At 32.9% G+C, this 17,583-nt stretch carries 27 protein-coding genes; 3 read left to right on the forward strand and 24 right to left on the reverse strand.

What is annotated here, in order from left to right:
• The first annotated feature begins 138 nt into the window (after nucleotides 1-138).
• The 3 genes from ACWYN7_RS15525 to ACWYN7_RS15535 all read left to right on the forward strand — a co-directional run bounded on the left by ACWYN7_RS15525 (nucleotide 139) and on the right by ACWYN7_RS15535 (nucleotide 1,360).
• Nucleotides 139-387 (forward strand): type II toxin-antitoxin system ParD family antitoxin, encoded by a 249-nt coding sequence (locus tag ACWYN7_RS15525; RefSeq protein ID WP_462860888.1) that lies wholly within the window; start codon nucleotides 139-141, stop codon nucleotides 385-387.
• Entirely contained in the window at nucleotides 380-679 is a 300-nt protein-coding gene (locus ACWYN7_RS15530) for a type II toxin-antitoxin system RelE/ParE family toxin (protein WP_462860889.1), read from the forward strand. Before ACWYN7_RS15525 ends, ACWYN7_RS15530 begins: the two co-directional genes overlap by 8 nt.
• Nucleotides 680-823: 144 nt before the next feature.
• Entirely contained in the window at nucleotides 824-1,360 is a 537-nt protein-coding gene (locus tag ACWYN7_RS15535; protein ID WP_462860890.1) for a hypothetical protein, read from the forward strand.
• Between the two features lie 170 nt (nucleotides 1,361-1,530).
• Here ACWYN7_RS15535 and ACWYN7_RS15540 read toward each other — a convergent pair whose 3' ends face one another.
• The 24 genes from ACWYN7_RS15540 to ACWYN7_RS15655 all read right to left on the reverse strand — a co-directional run bounded on the left by ACWYN7_RS15540 (nucleotide 1,531) and on the right by ACWYN7_RS15655 (nucleotide 17,559).
• Nucleotides 1,531-2,187: a formyltransferase family protein gene (locus tag ACWYN7_RS15540; RefSeq protein ID WP_462860891.1), complete on the reverse strand. Its 657-nt coding sequence runs from the start codon at nucleotides 2,185-2,187 to the stop codon at nucleotides 1,531-1,533.
• Nucleotides 2,180-2,311 carry a hypothetical protein gene (locus ACWYN7_RS15545; protein WP_462860892.1) on the reverse strand — a complete coding sequence of 44 codons (132 nt, stop codon included), beginning with the start codon at nucleotides 2,309-2,311 and terminating at the stop codon, nucleotides 2,180-2,182. Before ACWYN7_RS15545 ends, ACWYN7_RS15540 begins: the two co-directional genes overlap by 8 nt.
• Nucleotides 2,292-2,987, reverse strand: a complete 696-nt coding sequence (locus tag ACWYN7_RS15550; RefSeq protein ID WP_462860893.1) for a hypothetical protein — start codon at nucleotides 2,985-2,987, stop codon at nucleotides 2,292-2,294. Before ACWYN7_RS15550 ends, ACWYN7_RS15545 begins: the two co-directional genes overlap by 20 nt.
• Nucleotides 2,984-3,124 (reverse strand): hypothetical protein, encoded by a 141-nt coding sequence (locus ACWYN7_RS15555; RefSeq protein WP_462860894.1) that lies wholly within the window; start codon nucleotides 3,122-3,124, stop codon nucleotides 2,984-2,986. The genes ACWYN7_RS15550 and ACWYN7_RS15555 overlap by 4 nt, the downstream gene beginning before the upstream one ends.
• Before the next feature lie 177 nt (nucleotides 3,125-3,301).
• A complete protein-coding gene (locus tag ACWYN7_RS15560) occupies nucleotides 3,302-4,072 on the reverse strand; it encodes a hypothetical protein (protein WP_462860895.1) in 771 nt (256 codons plus the stop codon).
• A complete protein-coding gene (locus tag ACWYN7_RS15565) occupies nucleotides 4,069-4,551 on the reverse strand; it encodes a hypothetical protein (protein WP_462860896.1) in 483 nt (160 codons plus the stop codon). Before ACWYN7_RS15565 ends, ACWYN7_RS15560 begins: the two co-directional genes overlap by 4 nt.
• Nucleotides 4,551-5,399 carry a hypothetical protein gene (locus ACWYN7_RS15570; RefSeq protein ID WP_462860897.1) on the reverse strand — a complete coding sequence of 283 codons (849 nt, stop codon included), beginning with the start codon at nucleotides 5,397-5,399 and terminating at the stop codon, nucleotides 4,551-4,553. Before ACWYN7_RS15570 ends, ACWYN7_RS15565 begins: the two co-directional genes overlap by 1 nt.
• 74 nt (nucleotides 5,400-5,473) lie before the next feature.
• A complete protein-coding gene (locus tag ACWYN7_RS15575) occupies nucleotides 5,474-6,271 on the reverse strand; it encodes a hypothetical protein (RefSeq protein WP_462860898.1) in 798 nt (265 codons plus the stop codon).
• An 18-nt stretch (nucleotides 6,272-6,289) separates the two neighbouring features.
• Entirely contained in the window at nucleotides 6,290-8,257 is a 1,968-nt protein-coding gene (locus ACWYN7_RS15580) for a hypothetical protein (protein ID WP_462860899.1), read from the reverse strand.
• A gap of 4 nt (nucleotides 8,258-8,261) precedes the next feature.
• On the reverse strand, nucleotides 8,262-8,549 hold the full coding sequence (locus ACWYN7_RS15585; protein ID WP_462860900.1) for a hypothetical protein: 288 nt from the start codon (nucleotides 8,547-8,549) through the stop codon (nucleotides 8,262-8,264).
• Nucleotides 8,546-8,962: a hypothetical protein gene (locus ACWYN7_RS15590; RefSeq protein WP_462860901.1), complete on the reverse strand. Its 417-nt coding sequence runs from the start codon at nucleotides 8,960-8,962 to the stop codon at nucleotides 8,546-8,548. The genes ACWYN7_RS15585 and ACWYN7_RS15590 overlap by 4 nt, the downstream gene beginning before the upstream one ends.
• 15 nt (nucleotides 8,963-8,977) lie before the next feature.
• A complete protein-coding gene (locus ACWYN7_RS15595) occupies nucleotides 8,978-9,271 on the reverse strand; it encodes a hypothetical protein (RefSeq protein ID WP_462860902.1) in 294 nt (97 codons plus the stop codon).
• Nucleotides 9,271-9,453, reverse strand: coding sequence for a hypothetical protein (locus ACWYN7_RS15600; protein ID WP_462860903.1), 183 nt, complete (start codon nucleotides 9,451-9,453; stop codon nucleotides 9,271-9,273). Before ACWYN7_RS15600 ends, ACWYN7_RS15595 begins: the two co-directional genes overlap by 1 nt.
• Nucleotides 9,453-9,956 (reverse strand): hypothetical protein, encoded by a 504-nt coding sequence (locus tag ACWYN7_RS15605; RefSeq protein ID WP_462860904.1) that lies wholly within the window; start codon nucleotides 9,954-9,956, stop codon nucleotides 9,453-9,455. The genes ACWYN7_RS15600 and ACWYN7_RS15605 overlap by 1 nt, the downstream gene beginning before the upstream one ends.
• Nucleotides 9,956-10,933: a hypothetical protein gene (locus ACWYN7_RS15610; RefSeq protein WP_462860905.1), complete on the reverse strand. Its 978-nt coding sequence runs from the start codon at nucleotides 10,931-10,933 to the stop codon at nucleotides 9,956-9,958. Before ACWYN7_RS15610 ends, ACWYN7_RS15605 begins: the two co-directional genes overlap by 1 nt.
• On the reverse strand, nucleotides 10,933-11,550 hold the full coding sequence (locus ACWYN7_RS15615) for a DUF6046 domain-containing protein (protein WP_462860906.1): 618 nt from the start codon (nucleotides 11,548-11,550) through the stop codon (nucleotides 10,933-10,935). Before ACWYN7_RS15615 ends, ACWYN7_RS15610 begins: the two co-directional genes overlap by 1 nt.
• 192 nt (nucleotides 11,551-11,742) lie before the next feature.
• Nucleotides 11,743-12,180 carry a hypothetical protein gene (locus tag ACWYN7_RS15620; protein ID WP_462860907.1) on the reverse strand — a complete coding sequence of 146 codons (438 nt, stop codon included), beginning with the start codon at nucleotides 12,178-12,180 and terminating at the stop codon, nucleotides 11,743-11,745.
• 5 nt (nucleotides 12,181-12,185) lie between these two features.
• Nucleotides 12,186-12,611, reverse strand: coding sequence for a hypothetical protein (locus ACWYN7_RS15625; RefSeq protein WP_462860908.1), 426 nt, complete (start codon nucleotides 12,609-12,611; stop codon nucleotides 12,186-12,188).
• A 5-nt stretch (nucleotides 12,612-12,616) separates the two neighbouring features.
• Nucleotides 12,617-13,843, reverse strand: a complete 1,227-nt coding sequence (locus tag ACWYN7_RS15630) for a DUF2586 family protein (RefSeq protein ID WP_462860909.1) — start codon at nucleotides 13,841-13,843, stop codon at nucleotides 12,617-12,619.
• Between the two features lie 5 nt (nucleotides 13,844-13,848).
• Nucleotides 13,849-14,352 carry a hypothetical protein gene (locus ACWYN7_RS15635; RefSeq protein ID WP_462860910.1) on the reverse strand — a complete coding sequence of 168 codons (504 nt, stop codon included), beginning with the start codon at nucleotides 14,350-14,352 and terminating at the stop codon, nucleotides 13,849-13,851.
• 12 nt (nucleotides 14,353-14,364) lie between these two features.
• Nucleotides 14,365-14,934, reverse strand: a complete 570-nt coding sequence (locus tag ACWYN7_RS15640; protein ID WP_462860911.1) for a hypothetical protein — start codon at nucleotides 14,932-14,934, stop codon at nucleotides 14,365-14,367.
• A 20-nt stretch (nucleotides 14,935-14,954) separates the two neighbouring features.
• On the reverse strand, nucleotides 14,955-15,401 hold the full coding sequence (locus tag ACWYN7_RS15645) for an N-acetylmuramoyl-L-alanine amidase (RefSeq protein ID WP_462860912.1): 447 nt from the start codon (nucleotides 15,399-15,401) through the stop codon (nucleotides 14,955-14,957).
• A 73-nt stretch (nucleotides 15,402-15,474) separates the two neighbouring features.
• The gene (locus ACWYN7_RS15650; RefSeq protein WP_462860913.1) at nucleotides 15,475-16,389 is read right to left on the reverse strand and encodes a hypothetical protein; all 915 of its coding nucleotides are present in this window, start codon (nucleotides 16,387-16,389) and stop codon (nucleotides 15,475-15,477) included.
• A 3-nt stretch (nucleotides 16,390-16,392) separates the two neighbouring features.
• Entirely contained in the window at nucleotides 16,393-17,559 is a 1,167-nt protein-coding gene (locus ACWYN7_RS15655; RefSeq protein WP_462860914.1) for a Clp protease ClpP, read from the reverse strand.
• Nucleotides 17,560-17,583: the final 24 nt, after the last annotated feature.

Below are 17,583 nucleotides of genomic sequence, written 5' to 3' on the forward strand. Positions count from 1 at the left end.
TTCTAAACGGCTAAAAAAATAATTTGAACGGTATAAATTAAACCTAAAAAAAGGTCAACCTATATCAGGATAATACACGAAATCGAGAAATTTGGAATATTTACCAATATTTGGTAAATTTGAAAAAATATTCAAAAAATGAAAAACACATCAATATCACTCGGAAATTATTTTGACCAGTTTGTAAGCACTCAAGTTTCTGCTGGAAGATATAAAAATGTCAGCGAAGTAATTAGAGCTGGACTTCGACTTTTAGAAAATGAGGAAAGTAAAGTAATTGCTTTAAAAAATGCAATTCAGGAAGGGATTGATAGTGGAATTGCTCACGATTTCGACCCTAAAAAAAACCTTGAGGAATTAAAAGCAAGACGTAAAAGCAATGGCTAAATACGAATTGACCAACAAAGCTGTTGCGGATTTAAACGGAATTTGGGAATACACATTGGAAAATTGGTCGGAAAACCAAGCTGACAGGTATTATGATATGCTTCTTGATATTTGCCAAGACATTGCCGATAATCCAGATTTAGGAAAAAACTATGACGGAATTAAATCTGAACTTTTCGGGCTAAAGGCAAATCGACACATAATATTTTATCGAAAATCCGAAGTTAATCCTATTGAAATCACAAGAATTTTACACGAACGAATGGACTTGAAAAAAAGAATAGCTGAATAAAAAACTACACCCAACAATGGCATAAGTAATTGCTTGGACTCGCCCACTCTGAAAATTCCGTTGGAATTTTAAGTTTTGTCTATATTTGCAAAGTTCCGTGCCAAACCCACGCAACTACCAATAGCCTAAACCGTTGGCAACAATATGAAAAAACGAAATCGAATAATATTCATCATAGGAATTACATTGATTTATACATCAATTATTTTGTTCTTCTTTCCAAAAGAATCTGAATATTATTTAAAAAGTGATATTAAAGAATTTGAGAATACACTCGTTCCAATTTCAGCTATTATATCATTTATTATTGTTTTTTTAGCATTTTTTGAAAAAAAAGACTTCACAGGAAAAAATTTTACTAAAATTATTCAAATCGTATTTATTGGATTTATGAGTTATTTTCTATTCCAACAAAATTCAAAAATAGTTACGACAATTGGACTTTACTTAAATAGGTTATCTGAAAAAGAATTTTTAACTCGGGAATTTATAGTCAACTTTAAGAGAGAAAATGAACCTTATATTCTTGGAAGAATAACAAATCGGAATTATGAATCAGAACTTGACAAAGTAAAACTCAAACAAACTGAATTTAATAAAATAACGGAAAAAGAAACTATTACATTAAAGTTTAAAAAAGGAATGTTCGGAATTCCTTTTGAACCAATAAAAACAAACTAAAATACTGTTGCCAACACTGTATAAACTTTATTGCTGGCTTTTTGCTCACTTACGAAAGTCCTCGCGGACTTTCTTAGTCTATAATTATTTAGTAAATTTTATAATCGAAAAAACAAAAAGTACATAAATTAAAATCAAAAAGTACATTTTAAACACTATTTAAAAAGGTTTTAAGAGGCTCTCTGTTCGATCATTAGTAAATCTGGCTTATATATATCTTTAACGTCCATAGACGGCTCAAATGTTGATAAACTGGAATCCTGTGGCTTCTTTATTATGGTTCCTATAGATATATCATCAATAGCCTTGCTTATTAAATCCACCCCCAAAGGCTGTAGTTTATCTCTCCATAACTGTTTAGCCGCAACGCTTAGCTTCATTGATAAATACTTTGGGTTAATAAAAACAAAATCTTGGTATGCAATATCACCTCTGTCAATCCCAGAATTTAACCAGAAAACTGTGCCACCTGTAATTGGTTCTTTCATTTTAATTGCCCATTGTATAGAGCTCCTACCTCTATGAAGAGGTAAAAGAGATGGGTGGTAACCAATCCATCCTAATTTGGGCTTATATCGGGTACGTTTACCAACATAATCAAATGAATGGGCTGATATACCCAAGTCAACACCTTCTGGAAAAGTATCACCATTTAGCATCCCTGAAGGTATAATTGGTATGTTATTTAGGTTTGCTAGCCTCCTAATATATTTATCATTTATTGGACAGCAAACTCCAACAACATCCATATTTTTCTTCAGGCAGAGATCTAATATTTGCTCTCCGAAGTATTTCTGACCGCTTATAAAAATTTTTAGTTTATTCATTTCCTATGTATTTAAATCCTTGAACTGCTCTAAAGTGTCCTCCATAACCGCTTCCTGTTATTCCTCCCTTTCCAGTTTTTAGAATTGATTTTATTGATTTTAACTTATTTGCTCCGAAAAGCATAGATTTTGTATAGATCCACTTTGGTTGACCTTCCAAATGTCAAGTTTGAACTTTGGTCTGGACTCAATTTCGCTTTTTTTTTTAATTCGTTCGTGTCGATGTTATAAACCCAGTCTGGTTGTAGCCACTCAATTATATCATAATGACAGCTTAATAAAACAGCTTTTTTGCCTTTATTACGCCTCCAGGCTTTACCAAAAGCCATTGCACCTATTTTAGCTATTTGCCTGTCCACAACGCTTGTAAATTCATCTATTACCACCTCATTTGGTGCCTCACATAGAACTCTTGCTAAACCTGCCCTGAATTGCTGGCCATTAGATAGTGATCTAAAAGGTCTTAGCCAAGATGGAACATCACCCAAACCAACTCCTGAAAGTGCTGATGTTACAGCATCAAAGCTTCCGTTCTCGTTTATACAGTCTATGATAGGCTTGTTGTTTTGCCAATTTTCATAAAGATTGTATATTTTATCAGTTTCAAATATTTTTTTACCTAAAGAAGTTTTACCACTTCCAGACTTACCCACTATTAAGCCTACTCCCCAATCTTCTGGCAAATCTAAATTTACTGTTTTTTGCCAATTTGCACCAGTTTCGGCATTAAACATACTTTTTACTCTTGCAGATCTATAAGAGTCAAACTCATCACAAGAATTTTTTAATTCTACTATCATACTGTTACTACTTTTAATTTTAAACCTTGTTTTTTTAATTTCTCGTAGAGCTGTATTTGCTCCTTTTCGCTTTCACAAATAGCAATAACTCCATATTGCGATTTGTACTTAATTTCTTTTGTTTTGTTTTTTGTCATCTTTTAATTTTTATCTTTGTAATTCTCACAGTAACATTTAAACATACCAAAGCCACAACTAGAAGACTTTTTGTCCTCCAACTGTGGCTTTGGTGCTAAAATTAAATTACTGTGAGAAGTATTTTTTTTGTTGGAGGACTTTTTTAAAACCTGTCCTGCCAAAGGTTTTTCTTTTGGTTACACAATTATTTGAACCAATATTTCTATGTTTTGCGTTGTTAATACTAGCTCTCTTGTTAGTATATCAAATGATGTGGCTGTTAGATTTCTAACCGTGGTTATAATTTCATTGTCATGTGTAAATTGGGTGGCCTTTGATAGCACCTGCACTTGTGGAAAATAATTTGTAGTTCCTAAACTGGCAAAATTCACTCTAAATCTTTGATCATCATTATTGTCTTCTACAACAGTTGCAGAAGTTAGATCTCCAGATACTGTTACTGTATTTCCTGTACCTAGCTCGCCAATGATTAACCTTCCTAAAACTTTAACGCCTAAAAAAGCAGGTTTTCCTGTTATTGATTCCCAGGTTGGAACTACATTTACCAAATTTTCATCAACAGCTAGATCTTGCAGGTTTTTAACTCTTGTAAAATCCGCAAAAGGAAACGTTTCAAAACCTGTGTCTGGGGTGTCTCCAAACTCGATTACGTCTTCGTAAAAAGCGGGCGCATCTATTTGACTTGCATTTGGCCTATCAATAGCAATTCTTTTTGTAATTACATTTGTTGCAGTTTCTCCTGCTACAAATCTGTAAATTTTGCCATTGAAAGTTACTACTCCTGCAGTAGTGTTTGCACCATCAGCTTCAACTCCAGAAATAATGGCTTTGTTTCCTGCCAATGCTAAAATAGCTGCATCTCTCTCTTGTAGCATTTCACCTATGGCTTTGTGGTATTCGTTATCAACAATAAATCCTCCTGGTTGTATATCTGCTATGTGTTTCATATTACTTTTATTATAAAGTGTTTGTCCTTGTCAGCATAATATTTTGCTAACGTGTTTAATCTTTGTAAATCGCTTTCTATTAATCCTACAGCTGTGGGAATACAGATTTTATAATCTGCTGAAAACTCTGATATTTCTTCTGGTGAATAGCTGTAAAATGGGGTTACTAACTGCTCTTTATTTTCGTAGCTGTAATAACTATATTGGTGGTTTAATCGCTGACCTTCAATAATTAAAATTCTTCGTTCAAAATAATCGAACTGGTCATTTAAAACCTTTTCGATACTGCCTATTCTGCTATCGTGCTGTAGTTTGTAAATGGTTTCGGTTCTGTAAGAGTTGAACTTCCTTAAAATCAAAACAAAAGGTGATACCAACACTTTTACAAATGCCATGTGTATTGGTTTGCGCCAATTGGTGGGCATTAGCTGAATGGCTAAGGTGTAGTAATTGACTTTAAAGGCGTTATTGTACAACATTATTCTTTGATGATGTAATTGATTGTTAAATTATCTTCTGTTAAATTATAGTACCCAGATCTAGCTGTGTAGCGTTCATTAAAACTTACCCAAGCCTCAGGTGTTTGATAATTTGCCTCAGCTGAAACGGTTCTTACTGCATAGCTTTCTATACCATCTACCAATTGAATGGCATTAATTAATTGTGATAAGACAATTTCGCCATCGAATTTGAAATTTTTATCTTCTAAAAATGTATTGATAGCATCTGGAACTGGTGTGTTATCTGTACCATCTATTCTGCTACCATCTGAATTTAGAATGGTATTATCTATATAGACATCGAATTCTAGCCTTAAATCATCTGCTTTGTCTGAGAAATATTGAATTTGTACTCCATTTGAGTTTACAAATACATACTCTTCGATTCTTGCCAAAGTTTCTTCATCAATTTTTACTAAAGCTCCAGTTTCATCTTCTGTGGCCAATTTTACTTGGAGCGTTAATCTGTTTTCTACTTTTAAAGGTTGGACTGCTACTCTTTTAATAATTTGTGCTGCTGCAATTTGCTCCTCTGTATAAGTGCCTGTATATTCTAGAGCTTGCCTATCGAACGTGTGGCCATCTCTATAAGCAAAAAGAATAGTTCTGTAGTAGTCTATATTAGTGACTTTTTGCGCTTTGATTAGTGCGTTGATCTCTGTTTGGTGTACTGCAAACAACTCTCTTAAATCATTGGCAATAAATGCTACAATGTAAAACCATAAATTAAAAACAGATACTTTTGAGGTACTGTTTAAATTTACCAGTTCTGGTGCTGCCTCTTTTTTTGAGGTTTGTAAGTCTTTGTATGTTTGTATTTGTGACATTATTTTTTTTTACAAAGCAATCCAATTAAATGAATTGTTTTTTGTTGCTTTATACTTGTAAGATGTTACTCATTCTAACTCATTAAAGAAGTTACTAAAGAATCAATTATAGAAATATAACTTTCTGCTTGTGCCTCGCTCATAGCTTGACCCCAACCAGTAACAGATATTGATTGCTCAGGCGTTGAATTTGCAGAACCCTCTACAGCAGCAAATAAAACAATAGAATCAGTAGAACCTACTCCATAAGCTACATTTAAAACACTACTAGATTCTGCATCTTTAGCAAATAATTTAGAATTAGCAGCATCATTTACACCAATAAGAGTTCCTACTACATTAGTTCTATTAACAAACTGTGCTTTATTACTTGAATCATATAGATAACCAGAATTACCAGTATTTACTCTTCTACCTACCCATCCACTAAAACCTGTTGCTCCTATTGTAATATTGTTTCTTGAAGGTATTTCATTTGTAGAGTTATGAAATATAGCGTGTCTATTATCTCTATCTACTGTTATACCAGTATTCCATCCCTGAACAGCATTTAAACCATTTGCATCAAAAGTAGCATAACCACTTGCAGGATAAGCTAAAGTTTCTGTAGGATTAGCTAAATTAACCCACCTTTCAGAAGCATCTAAAACAGGTAAATGAATATACAAATGGTCTGATAATGAATAAATTCCTTGACTAACCATAGAGTTAATAGCCCCATTAATTGCTGTTTTATGAGCATTACTCATTGCAGCAAAACTTGTAGGTATTGCATCAAAATATGCTTGACTTTCTGTAGTTGTTAATAATGGAATATCTGTTGTACCTATATTGTTTGCTGAAAAATCAGCACCTTTTAAAATTATTTTCATTGTTATATTATTTAAAAATTATTGAGTCTTTCTATTTATTAATTCAGCCCAAACATCATAAGTTAATGATTTAGGGTGTACATCTCCCTGCCCATAATAAGTTTGTACATTTTGTATTGAGATACCACTTTCATTGTGGCAATCAGCATATTGCAATCTGTAGTATTTACAGACTTCTTTTTGTATTTCTACAAGTAGATTGTATTTGTTAAAGTAATAATTGCTTTTGTAAGCACTTGTATCAAAAGTTCCGTCAGCATTCATCAAACTAGCGTTATAACTTGAATGAGTATCTTCCCAAGCCACAGCAAATTTCGTTGGCATTACCCAAAATATTTCTAATTGAGGTTCTTCTTGTTGTAGTTTCTCTATAATTCCTTTATAAGAACTATAAAGGCTTAAATAATCTTGCCAATTATTAATGTCTGTAAATTCTGATTCTACAGTACCCATAAAATATCTATTGGTATACCAAGATGAAGTAGAAGTTGTAATCGAAATAGTTGCACCTGTATCATTAAAAGATATTGAAATTGCTTCTGGAGTATCAGAATCTTCAACTAATTTTAAAGTATCTCCATTTACGATAGATTTAGCATATCCATTGTAATTTGTTACCTCTAATTTTGATACAATTTCAGAAGGTGTGTCTCCGCTTGCAATAGCTGTAGAATAAGAGTTAGAGCCTACATCTATAATTATATTACCATCAGAGGTTGCAGAACCAGTAATTTGAATTAAAATAGAATCTGTATCATATTCTAATCGAACACAAGTTCCTTTTATTTTATTTGTAACTCCACTTACAATAGTTGAAAAGTTTGCAATCCAATCTGCTTCTGCTTCTGCTTTAGTGTTATAATTATTATTATAAGCATAATACTGTGATAAAGCAAAAGGTTTAGCATCTTCTATTGTTCCTAAATGACTTGCTATTGCTTGCCAATCGTCATTTACATTTTCAATTAATAAAAAATCTTTTTGGTCTGTACTAGCCAAATATTGTAATAATCTATCGTGAGTGGAATTACTACCATTTGGAATAGAGTTAGAACCACCAGCACTAAAACCACCTGTATAAATTGCACCTGAAAGTTCAGCAAAAGCATTTTCATAATAACTAGATTGTGCTAAACTATCTCCTAAAGATGAAAAACTTTTTCCTTTTAATCTATGTGATGCATCATCTTTACCTATAAATGTAATTCCATCTTTATCCGCTTTGAATATAACCTTACCTGCTCCATCCGTTATTTCTATTTGATTTGAATCTGATATAATAAAAGATGTTTCTAATTTATCTAAAATTAAAGATAGAATACCTGTTAAAACAGTTGTATTTAAAGAATCCGTAGTAATATTTTTAGCTTCAATATCAGTAGTTTTCAAACCTTCATTGTACCACTTCATTATAAGATTTCCTAATTCATCTAATATTTCTACTTTGTTTTCTTCAGAAATAAATACATTTTTTTCTGAAACTTCTGATTTATCTTCTTTATTTTCCACTGCTTCATCTATACCTTCTTTAATTTTATCTGATGTAATTAAATTGGCAGAACCTAACGTTGGCTTTTCTGTGGTATTTACAATCGGCAATTTTTTGCCCTGATAATAATCAGCACCATCCCAACCCCAGGTACCATTATTATTTTCGTCTGTGGTATCATCTAAAACAAAGTAGGCAATATCTGCATTACCAGTGGCAGGTAAATCGGCTTTGTTTTTTCTGGCAATAAAACCAGATACCTGGTTATTTAATATAGGTGCAATAATTGCGTCTAACTCTTCTTTGCTGTACAATACTTTTGTTGTATCATCAGAAAAATTAATGGTTATTACTCCAGATGTTTCTGTAAGCGTTTTTATAATTTTTCCCTCAGTTTTATGAAAATGAGATTCTAAAATGTTTGAGATTTGGTTTAATACCTCTTCTGTGGTACTGCCTAAATATCCTAAAATTGTGCTTTTACTTACTATTGCCATAATTCTATTTTGTAAATGCTTTTATTACTTTTTGCCAGAAGGTTAACTCTAAAGCTTCTGTTTGTGTTTCTGTTAATTCTGTTGCTGGCTGTATGCCATTTGCGGTGTAATACCTTACAATGTCTTCGTCTGTTTCTATATCATCAGGAATGGTTAAAGTTATTCCTGGTGTAATTGGATCTGTGGGTACTAAATCATTTTCCATTGCAATCTGCCGGTAGTTTTCTGGTATACCCGTGTATTGAATTGCGATGTCTAATAAAGACTGGTTATGTAGTACTGTTATTGTCATTTTGCTGCTTGTGCTTTTAATCTTTTAATTTCAGCATCACGTTCTCTTAGCTCTCTTTTTAAACTTGATATAAATTTATTTTTCAATTTTATTTCATCTTCCAGAAGCTTGTTTTTTCGCTCAAAAGAGGCCTCTAGTTGCTGCATTTCATCACGCATTAACTGGTACTTCTTTTCAAACATTTCAGAAATTTCGTTGTAACGTTTTTCGTAGCGGTTCTGTAAGTCGTCTAGTGCTTCTTTGTACAGATCAATTACTTTTGTACCATTGTTAATTTCTTTTGCATCTGCATCTGCTTCAACTCCTTTAGTTACAGCTGTGTTTTTTCTTCTTTCAAATAGAAACCCTAACAAACCACCTGCACCAAAGAGATACCCTAATATTTGACCTATGTTTTCTTGAATGAAGTTCATTATGTAAAGTTTTGATTAATTCGTTCTTAAGGCATCTGTTTCAATATCAAATCCATCGATTTTTACTTTTGACACATCAAAATTATCTTCTTTTAATTGCTTTTTTATTTCCTTTAGCATTGCTGTTTGGCCAGCTCTCGACTTTATCAATAGCTCTATATCTGCACAAGTTTTCGGAAACTCTTTAAATTCGCCTTTGGCATTTACCAACAAATTTTCAATTTCTTGGTTATTAGAATCACCAATCACAAAATCTCCAACTTTAATCAATAGATCTCCAGAATCATCAAATAAAATATCATTTGCCATTAGCTTAAACTTAAATTATGTGAATCTCCTCTACTATCTGTTCCTGTAGCGTTACCTGTTTTTACATATTTATCAAAAGCATTTGCCAAACCTTCTGCAACAGTATCGACATTGTCTTCTGAATTAGGTTGCTTTAAAACTTGTTTTAAATCTGTAATCAATGTGCTTTTATCAAATGCCATTATTTCAATATTTTTAAAAGATTTACAATGGTTGCATCCGTACTTTCTTTTATCTCAATTAGTTTTGGAACATCTGGACTCGTTCCAATGGCTACAACTACCTTTTGTAAAACTTCATTTACTTCATTCTGATTTTCTAATCCTTTTTTTAGAACCTCTTTTAAATTGGTTTCTTGGCTGATAATCTCAAATCCATTCTCATCAACTTTATAAAAAGTAGATCCAACTTTGTATTCTAATTTTTCTACTTGACTGGTTGCAATTACAATTGCTTTTTCTGTTTCTTTAAAAACCCCAAAAACAACTGTTGAGTTAATTTTGGGTGTGAGCTTTAAATAATCTCCTTCATTCTTTTCAATAGCGTTTAAACGGCATTTAAAGAAATCTTTATTAGTGGTTAAACTCTGAATTGTACAGGTGTTTTCTTCCACTTTTGTAACCACTCCAACATCTAAGGTTATGGGTATTTGCTTTTTAATAAACTCTTCAAAAATCTCATACATTAGCTTGCCTTTCTACCTACTTTCTTTTTTAATCGATAACCGTTGTCAATCGATTCTGTAATTTCTTCACAATAATGGGTACTATCTCTTTTGTCATAGCCATTATCAATAATTCTTATTTTTTGTCCTGGTTCTACAATTGGGAAACCAAAACCAGTAATGGTACCTTCGTAACCATCTACTTTAAACTTTTCCAAATCAATAGTTGCCAACTTTTTTAACTCAGCAACATTGGGAATATCATAATAATGCAAGGTTCTTACATCTCCATCTGCATCACCTACCTCAGTTTCTAATTTTGTATTGTCTGGCTGAATGCTAATTGCTTTTACTTTTAGCTTAACATCTTCAGCAGCTCTAAATTTTAAGCTACTATCAATAATATTTTTACCAAATTCAAAGTTTTTTATGGGTAAATCAATCACTTCTGTATTGGTAAATGGTTTGCCAACAATCAACTTTTTACCTATGAAATAGCTGTACAATCCATAACGTTTTCTTAAAATCTGCAACACTTTTACAGCTGTAGTTTGCTTTTCTGAAAATGAACCAATTTCAGCATCCAAAACATCCAACTCATAACTTGGTGCAATAGCTGCTACAACTTTTTTAATAGTGGCATTTTCTAAACTTACATTTACCTCTTTTCGCTTTAATTGAAACATTTCATCTTCACATTCAATTTTTATAGGTATGGAAGGTTGCACACCTCTAGCCACATAACCTTCAAAGCGTTTTAATAAATGTTGATCATAACCCATCCAAATGCTAACTTCATCACCAACTTTTATATAATCTTTAACCGTTTTTGTGGGTTCATACATACTATCAGTAGCACCACTACTTTTAAATCGCATTTTTTTAGGCAATTGAATGGTAGCAGTTCCTGTAAACTCACGAATACTTTTGCGCCTTTCTACTGATTCAACTGAATTGAAAACCAAGGATCCTATTTCTACTTTTACTCTTACTAACATTATACCTCGAGTGTAAAGGGTTGATTACTTTTACACATCAACGTAAAAGGTTGATAATGTAAACTCCCTTCTATCTGAGGGATGTTTCTATCGAAAATGACCATTTCATTGATATCAAACATATTTAAGAACGGACTCTCAACTTGTAATTCTGTTGGGAGTTTTATCACATCTCTAAAAGCTTCTACAGCTTCTGTTGGATAATCTAAACTTTCGTAATTGATGATAAAACCTCTTATGGTGATGTAAAAATCATCTAAGCCGATAATTTCCTTAACACTTCCAGATCTACGACCTTTTAAATAGGTCTCTTCTATAATGGTAGGTTGATTTAACTCTACCACACATTCAAAAGGAAAATCGTAACCAGGATAACTTTTTAAAACACCATTCCAATCATAATAATTACCAGCTTCAACTTTTATATAATCAAAAATTGGAGTTCCCATATACGAGTGTTTCGTAACAGGAGCTCCATTTATCATTTTGTCTCTACCACCCAATACAGTGATATCAGTTAAAGACTGGTTGTTTGTTATTGGTGGAGTGCTTGAAACTTGAACATCTAAACCAAAATGTTTTTTAATAAGTTCTGGTATGTTAACTTTAAATGCCAATTGTTTCGCCTTCTTTTAAGTTTGTTCTTTTGTTTTCAAAACTCAATACCCAAGTCAGTTGTCTAAATTTTCGCCAATAAACTTGATCTTCTAGTTGCTCTGGAAATGGAATGTTAAAATGATAACTTAACAAGCCATTTACTTTTTCAACAAAATCAAAGCCTTCTCTGTCGTTTAATGCTTGGTGGGAGCTTAAATCTCTTTGGAGCTCCCTTGTAAAAAATTTACAATTGAGTTGGCTTGTACAGCAGCAGCATCTGCAATATCTTCAGCATCTCGTAAACGCTCATCACCACCCAACCAACAGTTTTGCAATAAAAACTCTCCTGTTTCTAAAATTTTGTTTTGAGCATAAGATGATAAGGCAATAGCTTTATGATCTCTGTTAGGCTTTCTTAAATACCCAACTGCTGTGTCATTTTCAGATACTTTTACAGTGATTTCATGCACCTTACCAAACTTCTTTTTCCAAGCGTCTAATTGTGTTTTTGGTACAACTCCTTTTTTCAAAGATTCGTTGTTTTTAAAAGCATCTATTTTCTTTTGAATGTTAGCAATGGTATCTGAGTTTTTAAATTCAACTCCTAATTCTTTAGCTTCAGTTCTAATTTCTTCTAATGTTGGTTTCATAATTTTTATCCTTTCCAGTTAATATCGTGGATGTACAATGGAATTTCTACGCTTAACGCATCAGAACTTCCAGCTGTTGCTTCCCTGCTGTTTTTAGTGAATTTGCAACCTATTAATACGTGAGTATTTAAGTTTCCTACATTGTCTCTATAAGAAACTGTTATAGGAAAAGGCGCAATATCTTGCAATCTTCCATTTGGCACTTTCTTTGCAATCCTTTCTAAAGTTTCTGCCAAAATGGAAATACTACCAGTGGTTGCTGTATTATCTTGCGTATAGCCTACTTTTTTATTTCCTACAGCTTTTACATCGTTCAATTCGTCAGTTTCTTCATATTTAATAGCAGTTACTGTGCTAAATGACGATCCTAAAAAATTAAATCTAATTGAGGACCAGGAATAAAACTGACCATTAATTGCTGGACTATTCATAATTCTTATTTAAATGGGTTATTAAACCCGATTTTTAATGTTATTGCTCTACCAATAGACACAGGTACAAAAGTTAACTCACATTCAAATTTTGAAGTACTTAACACATTTTGTTCTGGGTTTACATACGCATCAATCCCTCCAGAGATGTCTCCATCAGATTGCATTACTGCAATAGAAGTATTTAAAAGCGTTTCTAAATCTTTGGCTTCTGTTTTGGCAATAAAGCCAGTATCTGGATCTACAGGAATTCTTCTTTTAATTCTAGGTAACAATGCCACTCGAGCCAATTTAATAGCCTTTTTAATAGTTCTATTATTTTCCTTATAAGCAAAGTCAGAAGTTAAAACTGTACACGTATGGCTATCATTTAGCCAAAACCCAGCTCTTCCTGGTGTAGCTTCTGCAAAAATGTAACCCTTGGTATTTAAAGTCTCAATGGCTGTATCTGTATATTCAGACATTGGTTTGTTAGATGATAAACCAGCTGTAACAAAAGCATCATTATCTGCATCTGTTAAGTTAAATTCATCTGCTAATTCACCTATATTTTGAGATACTGCTACCAAAGAGCAAACTCCTAAAACATCACCAACTGCTGCATAACCGTTATAAATGGCTTTTGCATTACTAATGTCTTTATCAGCACCAATAACCACAGAAATTCCATCGGAGGCCAAGGTTCTTACATCGAGAGCTGCAGTAGCAGTTCCGTTAAAACTTCTACCTTCTATAAAACCATCAGAAAAACGATACTGGCTTTCTTCAAATTCAATGAGTTCTTGCGCTTTTGGTATGGCATTCACTACATCTTCATCTAAACCAGTTACTAAAGTTGGTGTATAACCAACCACAGGATTTAATGCAACTGCCCATTGTACTATTTCACCATTCTTTTCTCTTAAAAGTTTCGCTAAATAGTCATTTTCTTTATCTACCATTTCTGTTAAAGTAACTGCCTGAGCTACTAACATAATGTGCAGAATAATAGATGGGTTTCTTAAAAATGCACGTTCTATGTGATGATAAACTAACACGCTGTTAGTATCATCATAGTCGGCATCTAAACCCAAACCAACAGCATCGTCTAAAGAACGTAATTCGTAAACAGTACCTAAAGCTAATTCGCTTGTTGCAATACCATTCATTACCAATGCAGATATCATATCTGTATTAGATTCTGTGCGCCCTAAGTTGCCATTTGTTTTTATGATGTTTAAACCTCTTGACATAGTTTTTAGTCTTTAGTTGGGATTAATGCTCTGATTGATTCTGCTAATTTTGTGTCATTACCTTCAATAAGTTCTACGACTTTAGCGTTAAAATCTAGTTCGTCTTTTACCTCTAATTTAAAAGCATTGGTTTGCACAATAGCAGCATCATACTTGTTACGCAATTCTGCAACCGCTTTTACAGCTTCATGATCATCTCCTTTAACTTCGTAAGGCTCTTCAGCTTCAGTATTTGATGCATCAATTACAGTATTTAGAATAATTTCCAAACCTTGTAATGCAGATTCAGTTTCTTGCAAAGCCTCTTCCAAATCCTGAGTACCTTCATCACTATGCCCTTCACGAAAAAACACTTCAGGATCTTCTAGCCCTTTGTTATCAGCATTGTTTTTTGCGTAATTCTGTTTAAAGAATCCTTGACCATCTTCTGTAACCCAAACCTTCACTTGATCTGGATTATCTTTTAACAGATTATCTGCTATCTTTTTTAAGTTTACTTTTTTTGCCATCTCTAAAAAGGTTTAAGCTTTAGCAATTTGATTACTATTAATAAGACGCAAACACCTCCAATCCATATTAAAGGCATTGCCCAATTTGGTATTTTTGAAACTTGATAAGTAGCTGTATTTTCGTTTAAAGTAATGATCTCTCTTAATTGCGTAATTACTTCTTTCTGCAGCTCGATTACTTCTTTGTATTCTTCGCATATACATTCGGCTTCTATATTGCCATTTTTCTTTGATAACTTTACTGTAGAATGTTTTGATTTTACTATTTGTGGTTTTGAAGTAATCTTTGCAATTGGTATCGATATTTTCGCTGAATCCGCTTTTCGTAAAACCGCTAGTGAATCTACTCTCTTGAATGTTGAAAATATAGAATCCTTTACTGTTGTAGTTGTTTTGGATGTTTCCCCAATTAACTTCTGACTTTTGCAAGACTGCAATATCAATATTGATGCAATCACCAGGAATATCAGCTTTATAAATGTTTTCATACGTAGTTTGTTTTTCGTTTTTTGATACTTCTTTTGGCATTGCCAAAGAGATTGTAAATGCAAATAGCATTAATAATGTGATTAAATTTTTCATTCTTTTGTTTTGATGTTTAGTTATAAAATGTTTTTACTGGTTATTCCTATTGAACGCAACCACATTGGCACGTTAAAGGAAGGACATCGTTTGTTAGATAACTGGTTGTGTCCTATAACCTTAATATTTGGATGTCTTAAAAGCATATATTTTACATAAACTTCTAAAGCATATTTTTGAGATTCTGTCCTGGTATCTTTTCCTTTTGCACCACCTGTATAACAGACATGTCTTGAAACACCATTATAACCTCCTGCACCGTTTGAAATTTCCCAATTATCAACGGTATCATCTTGATCAAACTCAATTAAGTTTGTAATGCTACCATCTAAATGAATCAAGTCTGAATAACCAACTCTAGACCATCCTCGTTCTTTGAGATGCCATTGCTCAATATCCTTTTGGTGGATTTCTCTTCCTGCAGGAGTGTCTGTACAATGAATTACTAAATATTTAAGCTGTGCCATAAGTTGTTTTATTTACCCTAAAGGGTTGGAGCTAACTCGCAATGAGTTAAGCTCCCCTTTTTAATTCAAATAATTATTCGTTTCCAGATACAATTGCTCCAAAACCATACTCTTGAACTTTATCAGTCAATCCATAAGATTGTAATCTGAATTCAGAGGTTGGATCTGCACTTCTTGTGTCAATATTTTCTGGTTTGTAAATAATTTTCACTTTCTCAATGTGATGCACCGTATTTGGTGGATAAAAGAAAGTAGAAGCGTTTTTATCAGTTGCAACAGGTGCTGCACCAAGTGCCTTTAAAGTACCATCTGCTGCATATTTTGGGTTATGGTTATTTGAATGTAAATTCAATGTATAAAACCCTTTTAATTCACCAGTTTTGGTATCGATTCTGATGTCTCTATAATTATTTACAGAGGCTCTATCAATAATTAAATCTGTTTTATGCTCATTACATAAATTCAAATGAAAGTTCTTTTTATCAGTTAAGTTTAAACTTTCAACAATTGACCAGAATTGAATTAAATCAGCATACGTCAATCTTTTTCTACCATTCACAACATCTCCTGTAGTTCTTAAAACAGGCAAACCTGTTCCATCAGCTTGAGGTGCTAATTTTTGTAAAACATAATTACGCATCCCAATTTTCCAAGCTTCAGAATGCTTCATTCTTACAGCGTTTCTTTTATCAGTATTAATATATCTGATTTCTGCATCATCAACTTCTGTTGGAGTTGTATCGTGTTTGTCCCACTCAACCAATGTCTTTTTAAAGTCCATTTTGGTTGGTGTAAAGTCATCTGTATTGTTGGTTAAAAACTCAACATTATTGATCAACTTGTTAAAACGAATACCATCTGCTGATACAGCTGCTTTTGGAGCCGCCATTAACAAGCCGATAAAATCGTCTTTAAAGTTTCTAAATTCCTTTAATAATTGCGGTGCTAAATACTGTTGTAAGTATGCACCATCTACTAATACTGCCATCTTTTATTTATTTGTTTTGTTAAACAATGTTTCAAACTGCTCTGGAGCTTCATCCTCTATAACAGCTAAATCTTCTGGAGCTTCATCTTGCCATTTAGCAAAGCTCCAAGATTCACGCCCTTTAAATAATTTGTGCGCTTCATCCTCTCCTTCATTTCTAGGTTCTGGAGTTTGGATCCCATTTTTTGGATTTGGCTTTCCTGCCATTCTACTAATAGCTCTAGTTACCATTGTTGGGTTTTCAATGTAATCTTCTAGCCATTGTGCTTTTTCATTGCTTGGAATTTTACCTTCAGTAGCAGCTTTGTTAATAATAACTTCTCCACTTTCTTTTAGGTAATTATCCAATTTTGTTTTGTGCTGATTGCCTGTTTTTGCATCTGCAACCACCTGCTCTAATAGTGCCTTTACATCAGCATCAGAAGAGTTTTCTGTTAAGTTACCCTGCAAATTATTTGCAACCAATAGTGCGATAATTTCAGATTTGTTCATAATTGTTTTTACTTGCGTTTTTTTGTTTTCGTAGTTATTTGTTATAATCTCATTCACCAAAGGGTTGTAGGCATTTAATACTGCTAATTCATCTGTTAATACAGAGTTCTCAATAGCATCTTTTGGTTTTGCATCAGATTCTATAATGGTATCAATCAACTTGTTTTTTAAGGCATCTTTAGCAGTAAACCATTTCATAACTCCTGGTTTCATCCAAGCTTTTACTTTTTCAATAGTTTGGCCAGTTGCCAATACAAACTGATCAATAATTTTTTCCTCCTCTTGATCAATTAAATCTGCCATAGCTCGTAATGCATCAGACTCGCCAAATTCACCACCTTGAACTTTATGAATCATTATTCTGGCATTTTTATACGCAGAACGCGTATTGCAGAACTGCAAAATACTACCTGCCATAGAGGCTGCCATACCAATTACAATGCCGTGAAATTTAATAGTTGAGTTGGTTAATAGATCTCCAATAGTCAAACCATCAATTGTTGAGCCTCCACCTGAATTGATAAGAATGTCGCAATCTGTAACATTATCATTTTCCATTTCAGTAATAGCGTTTCGCAAATCTTCTGAATTTACTTTATAAGAACCTACATAACCAATCATTGTAATGGTTGGTTTCTTAGCTCCGTTTACTACTTTAAAAATGCTTTTTTTGCTCAATGAATTCGATTTTAATAACGATTT

It is taken from the genome of Polaribacter sp. M10, from assembly GCF_054968445.1.

Excerpts from the sequence above, each read along its gene's own strand:
- ACWYN7_RS15595 (WP_462860902.1), bottom strand. The coding sequence starts at position 9,271 with ATGGCAAATGATATTTTATTTGATGATTCTGGAGATCTATTGATTAAA.
- ACWYN7_RS15545 (WP_462860892.1), bottom strand. The coding sequence starts at position 2,311 with ATGCTTTTCGGAGCAAATAAGTTAAAATCAATAAAATCAATTCTAAAA.
- ACWYN7_RS15620 (WP_462860907.1), bottom strand. The coding sequence starts at position 12,180 with ATGAAACCAACATTAGAAGAAATTAGAACTGAAGCTAAAGAATTAGGA.
- ACWYN7_RS15555 (WP_462860894.1), bottom strand. The coding sequence starts at position 3,124 with ATGACAAAAAACAAAACAAAAGAAATTAAGTACAAATCGCAATATGGA.
- ACWYN7_RS15585 (WP_462860900.1), bottom strand. The coding sequence starts at position 8,549 with ATGACAATAACAGTACTACATAACCAGTCTTTATTAGACATCGCAATT.
- ACWYN7_RS15650 (WP_462860913.1), bottom strand. The coding sequence starts at position 16,389 with ATGGCAGTATTAGTAGATGGTGCATACTTACAACAGTATTTAGCACCG.
- ACWYN7_RS15525 (WP_462860888.1), top strand. The coding sequence starts at position 139 with ATGAAAAACACATCAATATCACTCGGAAATTATTTTGACCAGTTTGTA.
- ACWYN7_RS15630 (WP_462860909.1), bottom strand. The coding sequence starts at position 13,843 with ATGTCAAGAGGTTTAAACATCATAAAAACAAATGGCAACTTAGGGCGC.
- ACWYN7_RS15625 (WP_462860908.1), bottom strand. The coding sequence starts at position 12,611 with ATGAATAGTCCAGCAATTAATGGTCAGTTTTATTCCTGGTCCTCAATT.
- ACWYN7_RS15640 (WP_462860911.1), bottom strand. The coding sequence starts at position 14,934 with ATGAAAAATTTAATCACATTATTAATGCTATTTGCATTTACAATCTCT.
- ACWYN7_RS15570 (WP_462860897.1), bottom strand. The coding sequence starts at position 5,399 with ATGTCACAAATACAAACATACAAAGACTTACAAACCTCAAAAAAAGAG.
- ACWYN7_RS15535 (WP_462860890.1), top strand. The coding sequence starts at position 824 with ATGAAAAAACGAAATCGAATAATATTCATCATAGGAATTACATTGATT.
- ACWYN7_RS15560 (WP_462860895.1), bottom strand. The coding sequence starts at position 4,072 with ATGAAACACATAGCAGATATACAACCAGGAGGATTTATTGTTGATAAC.
- ACWYN7_RS15565 (WP_462860896.1), bottom strand. The coding sequence starts at position 4,551 with ATGTTGTACAATAACGCCTTTAAAGTCAATTACTACACCTTAGCCATT.
- ACWYN7_RS15540 (WP_462860891.1), bottom strand. The coding sequence starts at position 2,187 with ATGAATAAACTAAAAATTTTTATAAGCGGTCAGAAATACTTCGGAGAG.
- ACWYN7_RS15550 (WP_462860893.1), bottom strand. The coding sequence starts at position 2,987 with ATGATAGTAGAATTAAAAAATTCTTGTGATGAGTTTGACTCTTATAGA.
- ACWYN7_RS15635 (WP_462860910.1), bottom strand. The coding sequence starts at position 14,352 with ATGGCAAAAAAAGTAAACTTAAAAAAGATAGCAGATAATCTGTTAAAA.
- ACWYN7_RS15610 (WP_462860905.1), bottom strand. The coding sequence starts at position 10,933 with ATGTTAGTAAGAGTAAAAGTAGAAATAGGATCCTTGGTTTTCAATTCA.
- ACWYN7_RS15590 (WP_462860901.1), bottom strand. The coding sequence starts at position 8,962 with ATGAACTTCATTCAAGAAAACATAGGTCAAATATTAGGGTATCTCTTT.
- ACWYN7_RS15580 (WP_462860899.1), bottom strand. The coding sequence starts at position 8,257 with ATGGCAATAGTAAGTAAAAGCACAATTTTAGGATATTTAGGCAGTACC.
- ACWYN7_RS15645 (WP_462860912.1), bottom strand. The coding sequence starts at position 15,401 with ATGGCACAGCTTAAATATTTAGTAATTCATTGTACAGACACTCCTGCA.
- ACWYN7_RS15530 (WP_462860889.1), top strand. The coding sequence starts at position 380 with ATGGCTAAATACGAATTGACCAACAAAGCTGTTGCGGATTTAAACGGA.
- ACWYN7_RS15575 (WP_462860898.1), bottom strand. The coding sequence starts at position 6,271 with ATGAAAATAATTTTAAAAGGTGCTGATTTTTCAGCAAACAATATAGGT.
- ACWYN7_RS15600 (WP_462860903.1), bottom strand. The coding sequence starts at position 9,453 with ATGGCATTTGATAAAAGCACATTGATTACAGATTTAAAACAAGTTTTA.
- ACWYN7_RS15605 (WP_462860904.1), bottom strand. The coding sequence starts at position 9,956 with ATGTATGAGATTTTTGAAGAGTTTATTAAAAAGCAAATACCCATAACC.